General features: G+C 40.7%; 17 protein-coding genes. 8 read left to right on the top strand and 9 right to left on the bottom strand.

The window, feature by feature from the left end:
- Nucleotides 1-520: 520 nt before the first annotated feature.
- The 5 genes from BLQ57_RS10785 to BLQ57_RS10765 all read right to left on the bottom strand — a co-directional run bounded on the left by BLQ57_RS10785 (nt 521) and on the right by BLQ57_RS10765 (nt 5,154).
- On the bottom strand, nt 521-1,039 hold the full coding sequence (locus BLQ57_RS10785) for a hypothetical protein (protein WP_087939289.1): 519 nt from the start codon (nt 1,037-1,039) through the stop codon (nt 521-523).
- Complete coding sequence (locus BLQ57_RS10780; protein ID WP_087939288.1) at nt 1,029-2,177, bottom strand: 6-bladed beta-propeller; 1,149 nt, start codon at nt 2,175-2,177, stop codon at nt 1,029-1,031. The genes BLQ57_RS10785 and BLQ57_RS10780 overlap by 11 nt, the downstream gene beginning before the upstream one ends.
- 86 nt (nt 2,178-2,263) lie before the next feature.
- Nucleotides 2,264-2,515: a hypothetical protein gene (locus tag BLQ57_RS10775; protein ID WP_087939287.1), complete on the bottom strand. Its 252-nt coding sequence runs from the start codon at nt 2,513-2,515 to the stop codon at nt 2,264-2,266.
- Nucleotides 2,516-3,200: 685 nt separating this feature from the next.
- Nucleotides 3,201-4,274: an agmatine deiminase family protein gene (locus tag BLQ57_RS10770; protein WP_087939286.1), complete on the bottom strand. Its 1,074-nt coding sequence runs from the start codon at nt 4,272-4,274 to the stop codon at nt 3,201-3,203.
- Between the two features lie 4 nt (nt 4,275-4,278).
- On the bottom strand, nt 4,279-5,154 hold the full coding sequence (locus tag BLQ57_RS10765) for a carbon-nitrogen hydrolase (RefSeq protein WP_087939285.1): 876 nt from the start codon (nt 5,152-5,154) through the stop codon (nt 4,279-4,281).
- Nucleotides 5,155-5,324: 170 nt separating this feature from the next.
- Here BLQ57_RS10765 and BLQ57_RS10760 point away from each other — a divergent pair, with 170 nt between their 5' ends.
- Both BLQ57_RS10760 and BLQ57_RS10755 read left to right on the top strand, forming a co-directional pair.
- Entirely contained in the window at nt 5,325-5,555 is a 231-nt protein-coding gene (locus BLQ57_RS10760) for a DUF4160 domain-containing protein (RefSeq protein WP_087939284.1), read from the top strand.
- Complete coding sequence (locus BLQ57_RS10755; RefSeq protein ID WP_087939283.1) at nt 5,539-5,775, top strand: DUF2442 domain-containing protein; 237 nt, start codon at nt 5,539-5,541, stop codon at nt 5,773-5,775. Before BLQ57_RS10760 ends, BLQ57_RS10755 begins: the two co-directional genes overlap by 17 nt.
- A 100-nt stretch (nt 5,776-5,875) precedes the next feature.
- Here the strand turns inward: BLQ57_RS10755 and BLQ57_RS10750 are convergent, their stop codons facing one another.
- The 3 genes from BLQ57_RS10750 to BLQ57_RS10740 all read right to left on the bottom strand — a co-directional run bounded on the left by BLQ57_RS10750 (nt 5,876) and on the right by BLQ57_RS10740 (nt 9,571).
- Entirely contained in the window at nt 5,876-7,312 is a 1,437-nt protein-coding gene (locus BLQ57_RS10750) for a hypothetical protein (protein WP_087939282.1), read from the bottom strand.
- 123 nt (nt 7,313-7,435) lie between these two features.
- Nucleotides 7,436-8,788: an amidohydrolase family protein gene (locus tag BLQ57_RS10745; protein ID WP_087939281.1), complete on the bottom strand. Its 1,353-nt coding sequence runs from the start codon at nt 8,786-8,788 to the stop codon at nt 7,436-7,438.
- A 72-nt stretch (nt 8,789-8,860) separates the two neighbouring features.
- The gene (locus BLQ57_RS10740) at nt 8,861-9,571 is read right to left on the bottom strand and encodes a metallophosphoesterase (RefSeq protein ID WP_087939280.1); all 711 of its coding nucleotides are present in this window, start codon (nt 9,569-9,571) and stop codon (nt 8,861-8,863) included.
- A gap of 183 nt (nt 9,572-9,754) precedes the next feature.
- On the opposite strand from BLQ57_RS10740, the gene BLQ57_RS10735 reads away from it, so the two are divergent.
- From BLQ57_RS10735 to BLQ57_RS10720, 4 genes are all read left to right on the top strand, one after another.
- Complete coding sequence (locus tag BLQ57_RS10735; RefSeq protein WP_087939279.1) at nt 9,755-10,237, top strand: DCC1-like thiol-disulfide oxidoreductase family protein; 483 nt, start codon at nt 9,755-9,757, stop codon at nt 10,235-10,237.
- A 136-nt stretch (nt 10,238-10,373) separates the two neighbouring features.
- A complete protein-coding gene (locus BLQ57_RS10730; RefSeq protein ID WP_087939278.1) occupies nt 10,374-12,209 on the top strand; it encodes an alpha/beta hydrolase-fold protein in 1,836 nt (611 codons plus the stop codon).
- An 86-nt stretch (nt 12,210-12,295) separates the two neighbouring features.
- Entirely contained in the window at nt 12,296-13,489 is a 1,194-nt protein-coding gene (locus BLQ57_RS10725) for an esterase (protein WP_087939277.1), read from the top strand.
- Between the two features lie 142 nt (nt 13,490-13,631).
- Nucleotides 13,632-13,985, top strand: a complete 354-nt coding sequence (locus BLQ57_RS10720; RefSeq protein ID WP_087939276.1) for a DUF4260 domain-containing protein — start codon at nt 13,632-13,634, stop codon at nt 13,983-13,985.
- 36 nt (nt 13,986-14,021) lie between these two features.
- On the opposite strand, the gene BLQ57_RS10715 is transcribed toward BLQ57_RS10720, so the two are convergent.
- A complete protein-coding gene (locus BLQ57_RS10715; RefSeq protein WP_139162710.1) occupies nt 14,022-14,678 on the bottom strand; it encodes a hypothetical protein in 657 nt (218 codons plus the stop codon).
- Between the two features lie 185 nt (nt 14,679-14,863).
- Between BLQ57_RS10715 and BLQ57_RS10710 the strand changes: the two genes are divergently transcribed.
- Both BLQ57_RS10710 and BLQ57_RS10705 read left to right on the top strand, forming a co-directional pair.
- Entirely contained in the window at nt 14,864-15,478 is a 615-nt protein-coding gene (locus tag BLQ57_RS10710) for a hypothetical protein (RefSeq protein WP_205635620.1), read from the top strand.
- 1 nt (nt 15,479) lies between these two features.
- Nucleotides 15,480-15,773, top strand: coding sequence for a winged helix-turn-helix domain-containing protein (locus BLQ57_RS10705; protein ID WP_087939273.1), 294 nt, complete (start codon nt 15,480-15,482; stop codon nt 15,771-15,773).
- Nucleotides 15,774-15,782 lie beyond the last annotated feature (9 nt).

The raw sequence follows: 15,782 nt of genomic DNA, 5'->3' as shown, positions 1-15,782 counted from the left end.
TTTTGAGTTCTTATATGCCACCACCCATATTCATTAGTTTATTTTGCAATTCCTTAAACTAACATAATAAACAATCGTATTTCAACTATTTTTAATTTATTTTCGATTCTTGGAAAAGTCAAACGTTAAATTTAGCGGGAATATATATTTGTAGGAAAATAAAGAAATCATCCTTTAAAGAAATCAGCTTTCTGATTCACGTTCTGAAAATAGCCGATCCATTAGCCCTTTAATTTAAAACCGGCTCAAAGATCGTGATTTGTGTCAAAAGCAAACCAATGCCTACAATTTACCCCTTATCTCATTTCAACCCACCTCCTACTTACTACTTACCATTTACAACCTAAGACTCAATTGGAATACTTCTCTCCGTTTGATTCGACTCCTTGTTTCATAAACAAATTACAAATTTGTTTGGATAGGAAGGCGTAGTTATAAACATACGCCTAGTCCCGATCATGATATTGCTACACCCAGAAGGGGCCTTTAAGTTAAATAATGACTTAAAATATGAATTATTTTACTTTATCATAAGATCAATAAATTTAAAATAATTTCGAACCTTATTGTCATTTCCTTGTTCGAAAACAGCTATACAAGATAAATTCCCATTTTTAATATAGCCCAATTTTGGATAAAATTCATGCTGATTAATTTGATCTAATTCAGTATTATTAAGAATTTGAATACTATCTCTATCTAAAATTTTCCTAAAAGCATACATTATTTCCCTATCCTTTATATTTTCACTTTTTACCACAACAATCTGATTCGAATGATTGCTTCCGATAAACTCACCCAATTGATCTGTCAAATAGTCAAAACAGTTAAAGCAGGAAGAACTCGGTAAAATAAATAAAAAGCCATTTGTACTTTTGGAAAACTTCTTTTTAAAAGATAAAAAAAAGTCTTCATCATAATATCTGTCGGTAACCATTTCGGATAGCGCATTTACTCCTTGGCTAGAAAAATTATCAGAATCAGCTTTTTCAGAACAAGAAAACAAGATTAAAAAAACTGCAGCAAACCTATTTTTCATGAAATATTAAAATTAGTGGATTATCACTTTCATTCAATTCCGCGAATTCATTTAAGTCGGAAAGAAACCCACTTTCCAGTGGAAGAGAAATATATCCAATTCCTTCGCCGAGTGATCCAATCCGCATCTCCTCCTCAAAGTCAACGACAAATTCATTGCCATTTAAGTTAAACTTAATTCTGCTTCCTGAAACAAGACTATTATCACCTTTATTATAAATTGACAAATAAGGTTTGCCAGAATTAAAAAAACGAAATGTGAGAAACGATTTACTTTGAAAAACATTTCCTATATTAAAAGATTTGTCTGTTGAATTAATATTGGTAAATACATCCACAATTGTAGAATACCCTCTATTGATCAAATCCTCATTTAATACTTTTTTGTCTTGAAAATCAATATAGTATTCGATAATAGGTACACCATCTTTATTTATAGAATAAATTGTATCATTAAAAGAATTAACAAAATTAAATTCGTTTTGATTTTTTATTGAAAAGTAATCATCTCTATTTATGTGCAAGTATTTAGATTTTTCTAATTCAAACGGAAGAAAAGAGTTTTCCAAAGAATACCCAATAGCCAAGTTTTCACCTGAAAAATTAATTAAGGCTCTCGGCTTATCTATAGACATCATGTACCCAGGTGTACCCAATAAACGGTCATCACTTTTTTCTATACCAAAAAGAGGAAAACCTAACTTATAATTTATCTCAAAATTAAAATCATAATCAAATTGAAGTAAATTCCTTTGATTAGAATCATATACCCAAATTCGATTTTGATCTGGCAGTAAAACAATATCAGTTAAATTTATAAAACCATCAGGCCCATCCTTACCTTTTTCAATCTTAGAGATGAATCTTCCATTTTTATCAAACTTATAAATTGCACCACTACCCTTTATAAATAAATATTCATCTATTAAAACTTTATGCACAAAGTCAATGATAGACGAATCTATAGTCTCTAATGCAATAATTTCAGTGATTTCAAAATAATTATCAAAATCGATTACATCATCAGCCTTGGGCAAATTTTGTGAAATTGTAGTATAGGTAAGGACCTCTTTTTGTATTTCAGGCTTACAAAAAACAAGAAAAATCACAGGGATAAATATGAAGTTCTTAAATCTCATAGATTACGTTTAAAGGGATTTTTAATTTATTTCAGAAGTACAAGCTGTCCCAGATGCAAGCATGAAACAGCTTGTTGCTAGTAAACCTAACATCTAGCTGCAGCGCAGGCATCGCTATTAGTGTCAGCACAACAATAACGGGTAACAGCTGCATTACCCATCAATGGCCCACAAGGAGGACATCCTTCTCCTCCAATAACAACGGTAGCCTGCGCTAATGAATTAGAAGTGAGAGCTCCTAAAATCGTACCATGATTGGTAGAAACGGATAAATCAATTCCTAGAATACCTATAAATCCTAGGCACAGTACAATAGATAAAACTTTTAACTTTTTCATAGTTGTAAATGGTTAATTGTTAGAAATAATTAAATGAATGGTTGATTTTAAGTATTCTAGTTCATACTTCCAAATCCCTTAGGATCAGAACCTTGCGATTCTTAGAAAAGTACAAGCTGAAAAACGGATTTTTTCGGAATAATCTTTTGAGTTCTTATATGCCACCACCCATATTCATTAGTTTATTTTGCAATTCCTTAAACTAACATAATAAACAATCGTATTTCAACTATTTTTAAATTATTTCCGATTCTTGAAAAAATCAAACGGGTATTTTAGGTTTTCGAATTAATAAATGACCATATCTTTTCTTGCTTTCTCCTAAATGGTAGGCCTCCAAATGAAAAAGGTTGCCGTCAGTGCGAGGCTTAATATTTAGAAAAATGCAAAAAACGAGATGATGGAATTTTAAAATTAAGCAGTTATTCTAGTCACCCTGAGCACTTAAGAGACAAGAGTCTCGAAATCGAAGGGTCCTCGTACCTTCAGACTCCCGTCTTTCGGGTGCTCGGACTGACATGAACTTAATTTGCACAATGTTATTCGTCATCGGTAGCCTACCTGCCGACAAGGCAGGGAGGAAGGACGAAGCAGTCTCCAAACATTACACAATCTTTGCAAGATTGCTTCGGGGCTTTTAATATTTTTCAGGCCTTAGATTTTCCAACAGCCCCTCGCAATGACGTTACACCGCAGGCTCCTGCTGACTTAGACAGTGAAAACTCCCCAATCCCCAGATGATATCCGTACTATCGATTCCAATAACTCGTCTTCCCGGAAAACAATCCGTCAGGATATCCAGAGCTTTCTGATCGTTTTTATCCCGAAAAGTCGGCACCACCACCACTTCATTCCCTATGTAGAAATTGGCATAGGAAGCAGGAAGCCGCTGGTCTTCCCAAATCACCGGACTGGGCATGGGAAGCTCTACAATATTCAACTGCTTGCCATTTTCCAGACGCATCTTCCTAAGCATTTCAAGATTTTCGGCCAGAATCTCGTGGTTTTGGTCGGATTTGTTTTCCTCCACCACGGTCACCACGGTATCTTCATTGACAAAGCGGGTAATGTCATCAATATGCCCGTCGGTGTCATCCCCGATGATGCCATCCCCTACCCAAAGAATGTGATTTACCCCATAATAGTCACAGAGGTATTGTTCGATTTGGGCTTGGTTGAGGTGTGGGTTACGGTTCTCATTCAGGAGACAAGCCGTCGAGGTCAAAAGTGTTCCTTTCCCATTGAATTCCACCGAACCGCCCTCCATGACAATACCCGGCTTGAAGCAGGGAAGGTTCAATTCTTCTGCTATTCGGATGGGAATCTGATTATCCAGATCGTAAGGGGGATACTTATCTCCCCAAGCATTGTAGTTCCACTTGACGATGGCCTTTTTCTGTTCTCCTTTGGGATTGATTACAAAGGCTGGTCCATGATCCCGACACCAGGCATCATTGGTGGGAAAAAAGTGGAAGAATATCTTGCTCAAATCCGCTCCGACTTTTTCCAGATGTGCCAAAGCAAAAGCCTTCATGGCTTCATTGGCCACATTGATATTGACTTTTTGCCCTTGGGCTACTTCTTTGATAAACTGGGAATAGGGCGCAAAAATCCTCTCAATCTTTCCCGGCCAGCTTTCTTCCTTATGCGGCCAAGACAACCACATGGACTCCTGCGGCGCAAATTCCGCCGGGAAATAATAACCCAATTCGGCAGGAGTTGCTTTCCCTTCCCGCGCAAGTGTGAAAATATCTGACATCGGCTTAATCTTCGTCGAGGAATCGTTTGGTAATGGGCTCATAGGAATCGATTCTACGATCCCGGAGGAAAGGCCAGTGCGTACGGTAGCGATCCGATCCGGTCAAGTCCAATTCCTCCACGTGGATTTCCTCTTCCAAATGCGGGGCTTTGTACACAACCCTTCCGAATGGATTGGCCACGAACGAACCACCCCAAAACTGCATGTGTCCTTCTACCCCTGTTCGATTGACCGATACAACCGGAATGCCATTGGCTACGGCATGGGAACGCTGAATGGTTTGCCAAGCGCCGTACTGTTCCTCATTGGTGAGTTGGTCCTGATCCTTATGCCAACCGATGGCCGTAGGATACACCAAAAAGTCCGCGCCTTTCAAAGCCGTAATCCGAGCGGCTTCCGGGTACCACTGATCCCAGCAGATGAGAACGCCAATCTTTCCGAATTTGGTCGGGAATACCTTGTAGCCCAAATCCCCTGGGGTAAAATAAAACTTCTCAAAATAGCCTGGATCGTCTGGGATATGCATTTTTCGATATTTTCCTAGGTAAGTTCCATCGGCATCAAGGACAGCCGTCGTATTATGATACAATCCTTCAGCACGCTTTTCAAAAAGGGAAGCAACAATCACCACGCCCAATTCTTTGGCTATTCCACTCAGGGATTCGGTAGAAGGCCCGGGAATGGCTTCGGCGAGCTTGAAGTTTTCGTAATCCTCCACATCGCAGAAGTAGAGTGATCTAAAAAGTTCCTGCAGGACCACCACCTGAGCGCCTTTTTGGGCAGCAGTACGGATTCCTGCAATGGTTTTTTCCATATTTTCGGCCACATCTCCAGAGCAACTGAGTTGAACGAGACCTACTTTGACGTTTTTATTGGACACGGCTACGGTTTTTTATTTCTGTCGCAAAGATACCTTGAGGATGGGGGAATGGCAAATGGAGTTAGGGGTGCCATAAAAATTAAAAATTAAAATTGGGTTGTTAATTTGGGTTTTCTGATTTGTCAATGGTTACAAAATTTTATTAATTGGTTAAGTTAAATTTTAGTAAAATGCCCACCATTTTAAAAATAAATGGCTATCGATTTTTCTTTTACAGCAACGACCATTTGCCAAAACACATTCTTGTAGAAAAGTCTGGAAAAGCAGCAAAATTTCTTCTAGATCCTATTGAACTAATTTCCACAAAAAACTTTTCTGCACCTGAACTTAGAGAAATTCGTATCTTGATTCAAGAAAATATAAAAAGTCTAACCAAAAGCTGGGATGAGTACTTTAACTAAATTGAAATCTAATCTTGCAAAAGATATTTCTTTTACCACTGAAAAAATGATTATTTTCTTGGAGGATGGAAGAGAAGTGAGTATACCTTTAGAATGGTTTATAAAGCTGAGAGGAGCTTCAGAAGCTGCGCTCCTAAATTGGAGATTTATTGGCGAAGGAGAAGGAATTCATTGGGAAGATTTGGATGAAGACCTCCTTGTGTCAGAATTGATTTCTTAGACCAAACCGTTTTTTGGAGCGTCTAAACTATCTATTGAATCCCGATAGACTTTGAACTTCAAAGAATAACTTATTCTTTAAGGGTTTTGCTGTCCCAAATCTAATATTCTCCCATCATCAAATCCACAAACTCAACTTTTGACACTTTTCTAGACTGAACTTTTTCATAATAGGGTTCAACCACTTTTCGTGTCGCATCAACAAGAGTATTTTCCACAAGTGGATGAAGATCATTAGAAAAAAGCACAAAATAATCCTGAAGAAAATTATAGAGGAAAAGTGCAATTCTTAGCTGTCCGGTTTTAGAGAAGTAGTAAATCCATGGGGAATAAAATGCCTGCAATTCGTTGATATGAAATATTTCTCTTTCGGATATAAAATCCTGAATCGTTACATGGTGATTCATAGCCTCAGGAATGGAGTTAACCTCACCCATTTCAATCAAAGTTTGAGCATGACTGCTAAGGCTATACAAGTAATCAGGAAATTTCTCTTTCATCTCCTTTGCAATTTCCAAAGCCTTGGGTAAATCCTCCATTCGTTGAAAATACTCCCAATGGTAATGATGCAAGACTCTGTTTGTAGGGTAATTATTAATACCTATCTCAATTTGTGTCAACAAATCCAGATGACCTGCTTTATCTTTTGAGTTCATTAATTGAAGATTTTCATAAATACTCTTCATGAAACCTAATTCTTCTTTACTGTAACGAAATTCCTCAATATCTTCCTCAGTATGTTGGATATCCAAAAAGGGTGCAAAAATCGGCTCATCTACCATTTCATCATACTCATATTCTGGCAAACGAGAAATGGTGTACAAAAGGATTTCATTAGGTAATTCATCAAGATTCATCTCATCATAAAACTCTTCCCAATCCAACTCATCCCAACCATAGCAGGATACTAAATATTTATCGCTATCCTCATCTTCATCCAGATCATCCTCATCAAATAAAGAAGCGAATTCATTTCGAATAATTTGAAAAGTTCCCGGCTTCCCATACTTCAAAATTTGTCGCTCAAAATAGGGGGCACGATCATCGCCTTCAGTTAAGTAAAGATACGCTTTGCCCTCTTCGCCTAAGGGAACTTCTAGCCTTGGAAAATCATCTGAATCTTCCTCTAAAATTAATTCAGCAAACTTAAAGTCCTCATGAGGAGCTATTCCAAATTCCTCCGCAAAAGCAACCGATTCAAAAATGACATTGTGGATTAATTCATAAGAAACGGGTTCAAATTGAATTGAAATCCCGTCTTCATAATTTTCCAAAATTTCCTGATAAAGTGATTCGGGTTCATTAACGAAAAATAAAACATCCTTTGCACCCGTACACAATAAGTCCACCAAAACAGATGCAAAGGTAACATGATTATTTACATGCTTTCTGGCAACTATCGCGGGAAACTTTTTAACTTCTTCCCAATTCGTTGGTAAAAGACATTGATGAATCGGTAGTTTTCTGGCGTTACCGGTTTTTAAGTAATTTATGGGGTTAAATTTTGTACGTTGAGGTTTGGATTTCTTTTTGGCCATAAGGTAAGTATTGAAGTGCAAATTAAGGATCAACACAAAATCATATCGGATGAATCAAATTTTATCTACATTAAATTCCAAAACCAGACAGCTTAATTGCCAACTTTGAATTAGTATCCTCTCTTACTCCACAGGCCCCAGTTTTCCTTTGGCTGCATTTTTCAAACTTTGAGAATCGTAAATTCTCCCGCCCCGAACCACCGTATGAACCGATCGGGTACGGGTAATATCTTCCAGCGGATTTCCTTTGATCACCAAAAAATCTGCCCACTTTCCGGGACTGATGCTTCCTGCCTTGTCAGCAATCCCCAATGCTTCGGCGTTTTGCTGAGTAACAAAATACAGCACATCCTCAGCCGGGATTCCGATCTCTACCATCGCGGCTAATTCCCGATGGATAAAAAAACCGCCAATCCCATTTCCCAAATAATTATCCAACAAAAATGGACGATCTGTGCCCACCGTAATCAAACCCCCGGCATCGTAAAAACGCTTGAGTACTTTTTGCTTGATCGGATAGATTTGAGCACACAATTCATTGAATGCGGATGGCTCACTTGCCTTAATCACACGATCGGCCAAAGGCGTGTAGTACAATTCCTCAAAAGCAAAATCGAAGAAAACCGGTGAATCCACTCCTCCGATTGCGCCGTAAGTTGCCAGTGTAGCATCGAAATAAACTCCGCTGTCGATATACAATTGAATAATCTCATCCAATCGCAGATCGGCCGGATCGAGTTGCTTCAGGCTTTGATAAGCATCGATAGAATCCGCCAATAACCTACCCCCCAAGAAATGCTCCACCCGATCGATTCCCATTTCGATTGCCTCTTGAGGATTGACCGAGTTGCGATAGCCAGAATTGAGATGGCCTGTCACCGTCAAGTCATGCTGATGCGCTTGATCGATCAGGGCTTGAAGCTGATCAGCGGTAATTCCTTTGGCCTTAAATCCATATGCTCCTCGCCTCGCCCACTCATCTACGCGCTCACGAATCTGCCCATCGGTGAATTCCCGATCCCAATCCGGTGCAGCTGTACCAAAATAGGGCCCTGAGTGCAAAATTCTGGGGCCGGGTCGCTGTCCCCGATCGATTGCGTCTTGAAGATCCCACATCTTTTCTGGTTCGATTTCCCCTGCAGGAAAAGTACTGGTGATGCCATTTGCCAAAAAAATCTTCGGCATGGCGACCGTATCGTCAAAAGCCTTTCCTTCATAGCTTACCCGATAGTGGGCATGCAGATCGATAAATCCTGGCAAAATGTAATCGTCATCTTTTAGACTTCGAACTTCCCAATTGGTGATTTTTTCATTTCCGGTTCCAAAAAGCCCATTGACAATGTAAATCCCCTGATTTTTTTTGAAGCTTTTGCTCTCTGTGTCAAAAACCCATCCTCCGGTAATAATTCGAGACTGGGAAAAGGCGGAATAACTGATTACGAGGAAAAGGAAAAATGCAATAAATGGCTTATTCATATTAGAAGTCTTTTTGGAGTCTTTGAAAGATTTTCAAGTTACATTTTTCAGCACATAGAATGAATAATTGATTCAAAACTCCATCACCGTGACCTTAGCATCTCGAATGATCAGCGCTTCTCTTCTGTATCCAAGCACATCACACATAATGAGATTATTGGCTAGCATCTTGATGCTTGGCACCTGAGTATGACCAATCACCTGTATACAGTTGGGGATGCGGTCCCGCAGCACAGAAGGTGGACGCACCATAAAAGGAGGCTGAAATACATCATCTCCATCCGGGGCCGCTTCTGGCCTTTTTTCAAAATCAAAGGATTCGGGTTGATTGCGCCAAAGAACGGAAATAGACTCCTCTACTTCTTCCAATGCTAACTTCTCCGGATTCCCGATATTTTCCCTAAACCAAGTTTTGGTAACTCCCGCATGGGTAATTAGGAAATGATTAATCAGGCAGACAGCTTCCAAAATACCCTCAAGATAGGCTTCATTCATCATTTTAGAGATGGAGGAATAAAGCGTCTGAGAAAACCCGGAAAACACACTTTTAGAAAATGGAAAGTAATGGTAATCATGATTCCCCGTCAGAAGAGTAACTTTCTCGGGGTAGGATTTCTTCAATTCGAGCAATCTCAAAAAGTTGGCAATTTGCTCTGCCTCGGAAATATTCTCCTTGGCATCAAAATAATCACCAATGAATACGACCCGATCAAAGGTGAACAAGTCTGGAATTCCCTCCCAAACGCTCCTGCCATGAAGATCTCCAATTACTAAGGCATTCATTTTTGACCGTTATACTTAAATTTTTACCACACAACATTAACTGCCTTTTTACCATGCCTAAAAAAGCTGCTAGTAGAAAAAGATCCAATTTTTATCCAATAAGAATCCCTCCTTCCATCGGATCAAATCCAAAACACTTCGGTTTTATTCAGTATATTAGAATATCACACTAAACCGAAACCAATGTTTGAAACTATCCCAAAAACCCAATTTCCTCCCAAAGAAGATTTATTTATCTGGGACGGACAATGTGGTTTTTGTAAGTATTGGATCATGGTTTGGAAAAGTAAAACGAGGGGACTGGAATACCAAACTTTCCAGGAGGTAGCTGAAAATTTCCCTGACATTCCGTTCAAAGAATTTAAAAGAGCCTCGCGACTGATAGAAAAAGACGGTGCTGTATTTAGTGGACCTGACTCGGCTTTTCGAACTTTTGCCTATTTCAAGGAGCCCAGCACCTTTTGGCATAATTGGTATCAGCGGTCCAAAATATTTCGCCAGCTTAGTAATCATGGCTATAATTTCATATCCAAAAACCGGCCACTCTTGATGCAGCTGACGATTGTCTTTTGGGGCAAAAACCCACTCAAGCGTAAACCTTACTGGCTCATTTGGTTGTTGGGGCTCCTTGGGCTTTTTGGGACGCTGATCTATTTCCTCCGGTAGATTTCAGCTACTTTTCCACCTATTTTTAAAAATTAATTGGCTAATGGGCCGGAATGACCCACAAAACCATCCTGTTTCAATAGGACAAATTCGGCAAAACCCATATTTTTAAGGCAAACCTAAACCCATTAGACCTATGAATAAGCTTTTTCTCCTGACGGCCTTATTTCTGTTGAGTTTCACTTTTGCCCATGCACAAAAAGGAAGCAAAGAACGGATCAAAATCCACAGCAAAGCACTCGAAGGCAACCTCATCGGCGACCCGGCAGACCGGGAAGTGACCGTTTATCTACCCCCCACCTATCAGAAAAGTGCTGATCAGCGATTCCCGGTCCTTTACATGCTTCATGGCTTCACGGACACCGATTCGCAGTGGTTTGGATGGGAAGATCACTGGATCAACCTGCAGGATGTCATCGAAGAATCTATCGCAGAAGAGCTATCCAAGGAAATGATTGTCGTCATGCCTAATGCCTACAATCGCTTCAAGGGAAGTATGTATGCCAATTCAGCCACGATTGGAGATTGGGAAACCTTCGTCGCCAAAGAATTGGTGGAGTATGTAGACGCGAATTACCGAACCCTGCCCAAAAAGGAAAGTCGGGGCTTGGCAGGACACTCCATGGGCGGATACGGTACCTTGCGCTTAGGGATGAAATATCCCGAAGTATTTTCATCCATTTACGCCTTAAGTCCCTGCTGTATGGATGGAGGCAGCAATACCGATCCTGAATTGATGAAAAAGCTCGAAAATCTGACTCCGGAGCAATTGGAGCAGACATCGTTTTTTGAAATAGCAACCTTGGCTACGGCAGCAGCATTTTCACCCAACCCTCAAAACCCACCGCTTTACCTGGACTTACCCGCAAAAAATGGTGAGCCACGACAAGAGGTAATCAATAAAATCATCGCCAACCGGACCCTTAATTTTGTAGATCAATACATTCTTAATCTCAAAAAACTAAATGCGATCGGAATAGACGCAGGGCTTCAAGACGTCGGAATCAGCCAAGCTACCAAAAAGCTCCATGGATTACTGGACAGCTATCAAATTGCTCATTTTTATGAAAGCTACGAAGGTGATCATCTCAATCGAATTGCGGAACGAATCAAAACCAAGACACTTCCGTTTTTCTCGGAAAACTTAGTTTTTGAAACAGGGACTACATCAGAAATCGTCGAAAATGGAGGAACGGGTGAATATCCTGCTGTGATGACCAAAGAATCTGGCCTCCCAACCCATACTGTGTTCAGACCTCAGAATCTTGCACCATTTGATCAGAACAAAAAGCTCCCCATTATCGCCTGGGGCAACGGAGCCTGTTATGATTCACCTTGGGAGCATGTCAATTTTCTTAATGAAGTGGCTTCTCATGGATTTTTGGTCCTTGCCATCGGGACGATGCCCAAGCAAACTGATGTGCGCTCCAAATCTCAAAAGCTATTGGATGCCATTGATTGGGCGATCGCAGAAAATTCAAAGCCCACTAGCCTCTACTATCAAAAGATTGATACCGGTAATATTGCCCTGAGCGGTATGTCTTGCGGTGGATTGCAAACACTGGAAATGGCTCATGACCCGAGAATCACCACAATCGGCGTGTTCAATAGCGGAGTATTGAAAGACACCGGAAGAGGCATGCCCGGAATGCCCCAAGTCACCAAGGATCAACTTGCAAAAATCCATACCCCCACACTCTATCTTCTGGGCGGAGAGTCCGATATCGCTTACGGCAATGGAATGGATGATTTTGATCGAATTGACCATGTACCCATTTTTGTAGGAAACTTGGACGTGGGACATGGCGGTACTTATGGAGAATCTTTCGGAGGAGAGTTTGCTTGGGTAGCCACCCATTGGTATCAGTGGCAACTCAAAGGAGACAAGGAGGCAGCAAAGCTTTTCACAGGTTCTACTCCAGGACTATCCAAAAGGGAAGGCTGGATTTATGACAAAAAAAATATGGATTGATTTGCTGATCACTCGACTAGTGAACCCTAGGTTTTGATCCTACTTTTTTCTATTTTTCCAAAATGAAACAATAGAACCTATACCTAATGAAAAAACAACTATTCTTATTAGCCCTTGTGCTGGTAGTTAGCCTTCCGATTTTAGCACAGGAAGCGCTATTTAATGCGCAGCAACTGATTTCTCCAGAAATCCATGAAGACAAGACGGTCACTTTTCGTCTTTTTGCTCCTGACGCAGACCTAGTAGAAGTGACTGGAGATTTTCTCCCTACAGTCAAAGTAGAAACTCCCCGCGGCCCCATGGACGGACCGGGCAAAGCAAAACTGACTAAAGACGAAAACGGTGTCTGGTCTCTGACCACCAGCACCTTGGACCCTGAGCTATACAATTACGCTTTCCTAGTCGATGGCTTCAAAGCTACCGATCCCAATAATCCCTTCTTGATCCGTGATGTGGCAACTGCTACCAATATCTTCATCGTGGGAGGAGCTCATGCCGACTTGTTTATGACCAATGATATCCCTCATGGATCTGTGACTCGCAGATGGTACGATTCTCCCGGACTGGGTATGGATCGTAGAATCACCATCTATACGCCTCCGGGATATGAAAAATCTGCTGAAACTTACCCTGTACTCTACTTACTTCATGGAGCGGGAGGAGATGAGGAGGCTTGGATTAATCTAGGCCGTACAGCTCAGATTTTAGACAATCTGATTGCTCAAGGAAAAGCCAAGCCTATGATCGTGGTCATGCCCAATGGCAATGTCATCCAGGATGGAGCACCGGGTGAAGGAAGCAAAAACTTCTACAAACCGACCTTTATGGTTCCAAAAACCATGGATGGCACCTATGAGGGCGCTTTTGAGGACATTATCTCCTTCGTAGAAAACAATTACAGAGTCAAGGCTGACAAAAGCAATCGAGCTATTGCCGGGCTGTCCATGGGTGGATACCATACGCTTCACATTTCCCGATATTATCCGAATACCTTTGATTATATCGGACTTTTCTCCGCAGCCATTATGCCACGAGAAGATGCCACCGGCAAAGTGTACAGCAACTTCGACGAGACCCTCCAAACTCAAATGGACAATGGCTACGAATTATATTGGATCGCAATTGGGAAAACGGATTTCCTTTATGATGCCAATACAGAATTCAGAGCAAAATTAGATGAGATGAACATGCCCTATGAGTATGTCGAAAGCGAAGGTGGGCACACCTGGAGAAACTGGCGTGTGTATTTAAGTCAATTTGCTCCGCAGCTTTTCCAATAAACATCACCAACTTCAAATCGATCAAACGCTATCCCAAAAGGATGGCGTTTTTACTTTAAGAATCAAGCTAGACCTGTCAGATTTTGAAAACCTGACAGGTCTTAGTTAAAATTGTAAGTTTACTGCTTTACTTCTCCTAAAGATGAAAAATCTACTCCGCATCGAAGAACTAGCCCTCTTACTACTAGGCAGCTATGCTTTTTATTTGACCGAACTATCTTGGTGGTGGTTTGCCGGATTGTTTTTCCTTCCGGATATCGGAATGCTGGGTTATATGGCAGGTGAGAAAATTGGAGCTTGGGTGTACAATGTTTTCCATCATCGCGGGATTGCAATGCTGGTTTTTGGCTTTGGTTTTTTATTGGAATCCCAAATTGCAGAGGTGGCTGGGGTTATTCTATTTTCTCATACTGCCTTAGACCGAATGCTAGGCTATGGATTGAAATATGAAAAAGGCTTTAAATTCACCCATCTCGGGGAAATAGGGAAAAAGTAAGGGCTTTCCATAGTAGAAAAGCCCTAAATATTTTGATTAATCCACTACGACTGCTCCCGGAGGCAACTCTTGAACAATTCTAAATTGCCCTTTGGTCACTTTGATTTCTTGACCTTCGGGAGTTTTGAAGGTGCCGGCAAACTGTCCCTCCACTGTTCCTATAAATTGGCTATACGTACCATTCATAAAGGAATAAGTCGTTTGACCTCCTTCGAAAGTGATAATTTTGACCGTGCAGGATGAACCCGGAATACGTCTATCCTCCAAAAAACCGTACTCATGCGAGGAATAAGCATAGTGCTTTGTACCATCCTTTTTCACGAATGCATTCATGAAAATATTATTGCCATTGGATCCGTTACCCGGCCCCAAATCATGTCCGGTTTCGTAAGTACCCGTGCCTAAAGGGATCCAATAAAAAGAGCCAAAATTGAAATCATTTTGAGGTCCCCAAAGATTTACCGAAATAGATTTGTCAACATTGAGTGTATTGAGGATTTCTGCATTATTGCTCACTTCTACCCCGTCTATTTCCATCACATATCGGCTTTCATCTCCCGATAGTGTAAACGGGAAATCCAAATCGTTGGTAATCTGTGGATCATCCGGATCCATATCTTCACTATCCGTGCAGGAAACACACAAGCCTACCATCAACATTATTAAGGTAAAAAGGTAAAATAATCTCTTCATAACTCTTTCATTTAATTCACCTCAAAGGAAACAGCCACATCCCAAAACCGCCATACGGCATTTGCCTTAAATCAGGCTTTCTTACGATGCTTTTTTACTTTTTGAAAAAAAATCAGAAAAATTTCCCCTAGGGATGGTAAGATTTCAAAATTCTAATTTACTTTGTTATTCAAAGTACTTTTAAAATGAGGAAACCAGAACAAGAATTAGCAGAAATCAAATCCATGATGGAACGAAGCACCCGATTCCTGTCCTTGAGTGGGCTAGCTGGAATTTTGGCGGGTATTTATGCCTTTATCGGCGCCGGAATCGCATGGTACTGGATTTACTTTCCCTCCACCACCTATGGAGCGGAATTTGAGCCCAGTTCCCCGGCAGAGTTGCAAACCAATTTATTGGCTGTTGCCCTGCTTGTCTTGCTCTTGGCCATTGGATCTGCCTATCTACTGAGTCAAAGCAAAAGTCAACGAAAGGCCGAGAAATTCTGGTCTCCTGCTAGCAAGCGCTTCCTACTTGCCTTGTTTATCCCTGTAGTGGCAGGGGGCTTGTTTTCCTTTGCTTTGATCCATGAGAGTACCTATCAGCTGATTGCACCGGCCACCTTGGTTTTTTATGGTTTGGGATTGATTAGCGCTTCTCATTTTACCTTGGGAGAAATCCGAAATCTGGGAATAGGTCAGTTGATATTAGGAATTCTAGCCGCATTCTTTCCGGGTTATGGCTTGCTATGTTGGGCGCTGGGATTTGGAGTCCTTCATGTGATCTATGGCTCCATGATGTATTACCGATACGATCGATAAGGTGAGGGGAAACTACGACAAGGCATTTGAAAACGTCATCCGACTGCGCATCATGTCCATCCTGATGGTCAATGAGCAATATGATTTCATTTCCTTCAAAGAAATCCTCGAAGTCACAGATGGCAACCTCGCTTCTCATCTAAGACATCTGGAAAAAGCCGACTATATCCATGTCAAAAAAAGCTTTGCAGGAAGAAAACCTCTGACCAATTACTCTGCCACCGCTACTGGAAAAAAAGCCTTCCAATCCCATCTCGATTTCCTCGAAAATTTAATCAACGAAAATAAAACTTAAAAAAATTTA

Source organism: Algoriphagus faecimaris (genome assembly GCF_900101705.1).
Taxonomy (GTDB): domain Bacteria; phylum Bacteroidota; class Bacteroidia; order Cytophagales; family Cyclobacteriaceae; genus Algoriphagus; species Algoriphagus faecimaris.
This window is presented reverse-complemented; position numbering and strand designations above follow the sequence as displayed.

Coding starts and splice junctions, on each gene's coding strand:
- BLQ57_RS10715 (WP_139162710.1), bottom strand. CDS start 14,678: ATGAAGAGATTATTTTACCTTTTTACCTTAATAATGTTGATGGTAGGC.
- BLQ57_RS10720 (WP_087939276.1), top strand. CDS start 13,632: ATGAAAAATCTACTCCGCATCGAAGAACTAGCCCTCTTACTACTAGGC.
- BLQ57_RS10760 (WP_087939284.1), top strand. CDS start 5,325: ATGCCCACCATTTTAAAAATAAATGGCTATCGATTTTTCTTTTACAGC.
- BLQ57_RS10755 (WP_087939283.1), top strand. CDS start 5,539: ATGAGTACTTTAACTAAATTGAAATCTAATCTTGCAAAAGATATTTCT.
- BLQ57_RS10710 (WP_205635620.1), top strand. CDS start 14,864: ATGAGGAAACCAGAACAAGAATTAGCAGAAATCAAATCCATGATGGAA.
- BLQ57_RS10740 (WP_087939280.1), bottom strand. CDS start 9,571: ATGAATGCCTTAGTAATTGGAGATCTTCATGGCAGGAGCGTTTGGGAG.
- BLQ57_RS10750 (WP_087939282.1), bottom strand. CDS start 7,312: ATGGCCAAAAAGAAATCCAAACCTCAACGTACAAAATTTAACCCCATA.
- BLQ57_RS10775 (WP_087939287.1), bottom strand. CDS start 2,515: ATGAAAAAGTTAAAAGTTTTATCTATTGTACTGTGCCTAGGATTTATA.
- BLQ57_RS10725 (WP_087939277.1), top strand. CDS start 12,296: ATGAAAAAACAACTATTCTTATTAGCCCTTGTGCTGGTAGTTAGCCTT.
- BLQ57_RS10730 (WP_087939278.1), top strand. CDS start 10,374: ATGAATAAGCTTTTTCTCCTGACGGCCTTATTTCTGTTGAGTTTCACT.
- BLQ57_RS10770 (WP_087939286.1), bottom strand. CDS start 4,274: ATGTCAGATATTTTCACACTTGCGCGGGAAGGGAAAGCAACTCCTGCC.
- BLQ57_RS10785 (WP_087939289.1), bottom strand. CDS start 1,039: ATGAAAAATAGGTTTGCTGCAGTTTTTTTAATCTTGTTTTCTTGTTCT.
- BLQ57_RS10780 (WP_087939288.1), bottom strand. CDS start 2,177: ATGAGATTTAAGAACTTCATATTTATCCCTGTGATTTTTCTTGTTTTT.
- BLQ57_RS10735 (WP_087939279.1), top strand. CDS start 9,755: ATGTTTGAAACTATCCCAAAAACCCAATTTCCTCCCAAAGAAGATTTA.
- BLQ57_RS10745 (WP_087939281.1), bottom strand. CDS start 8,788: ATGAATAAGCCATTTATTGCATTTTTCCTTTTCCTCGTAATCAGTTAT.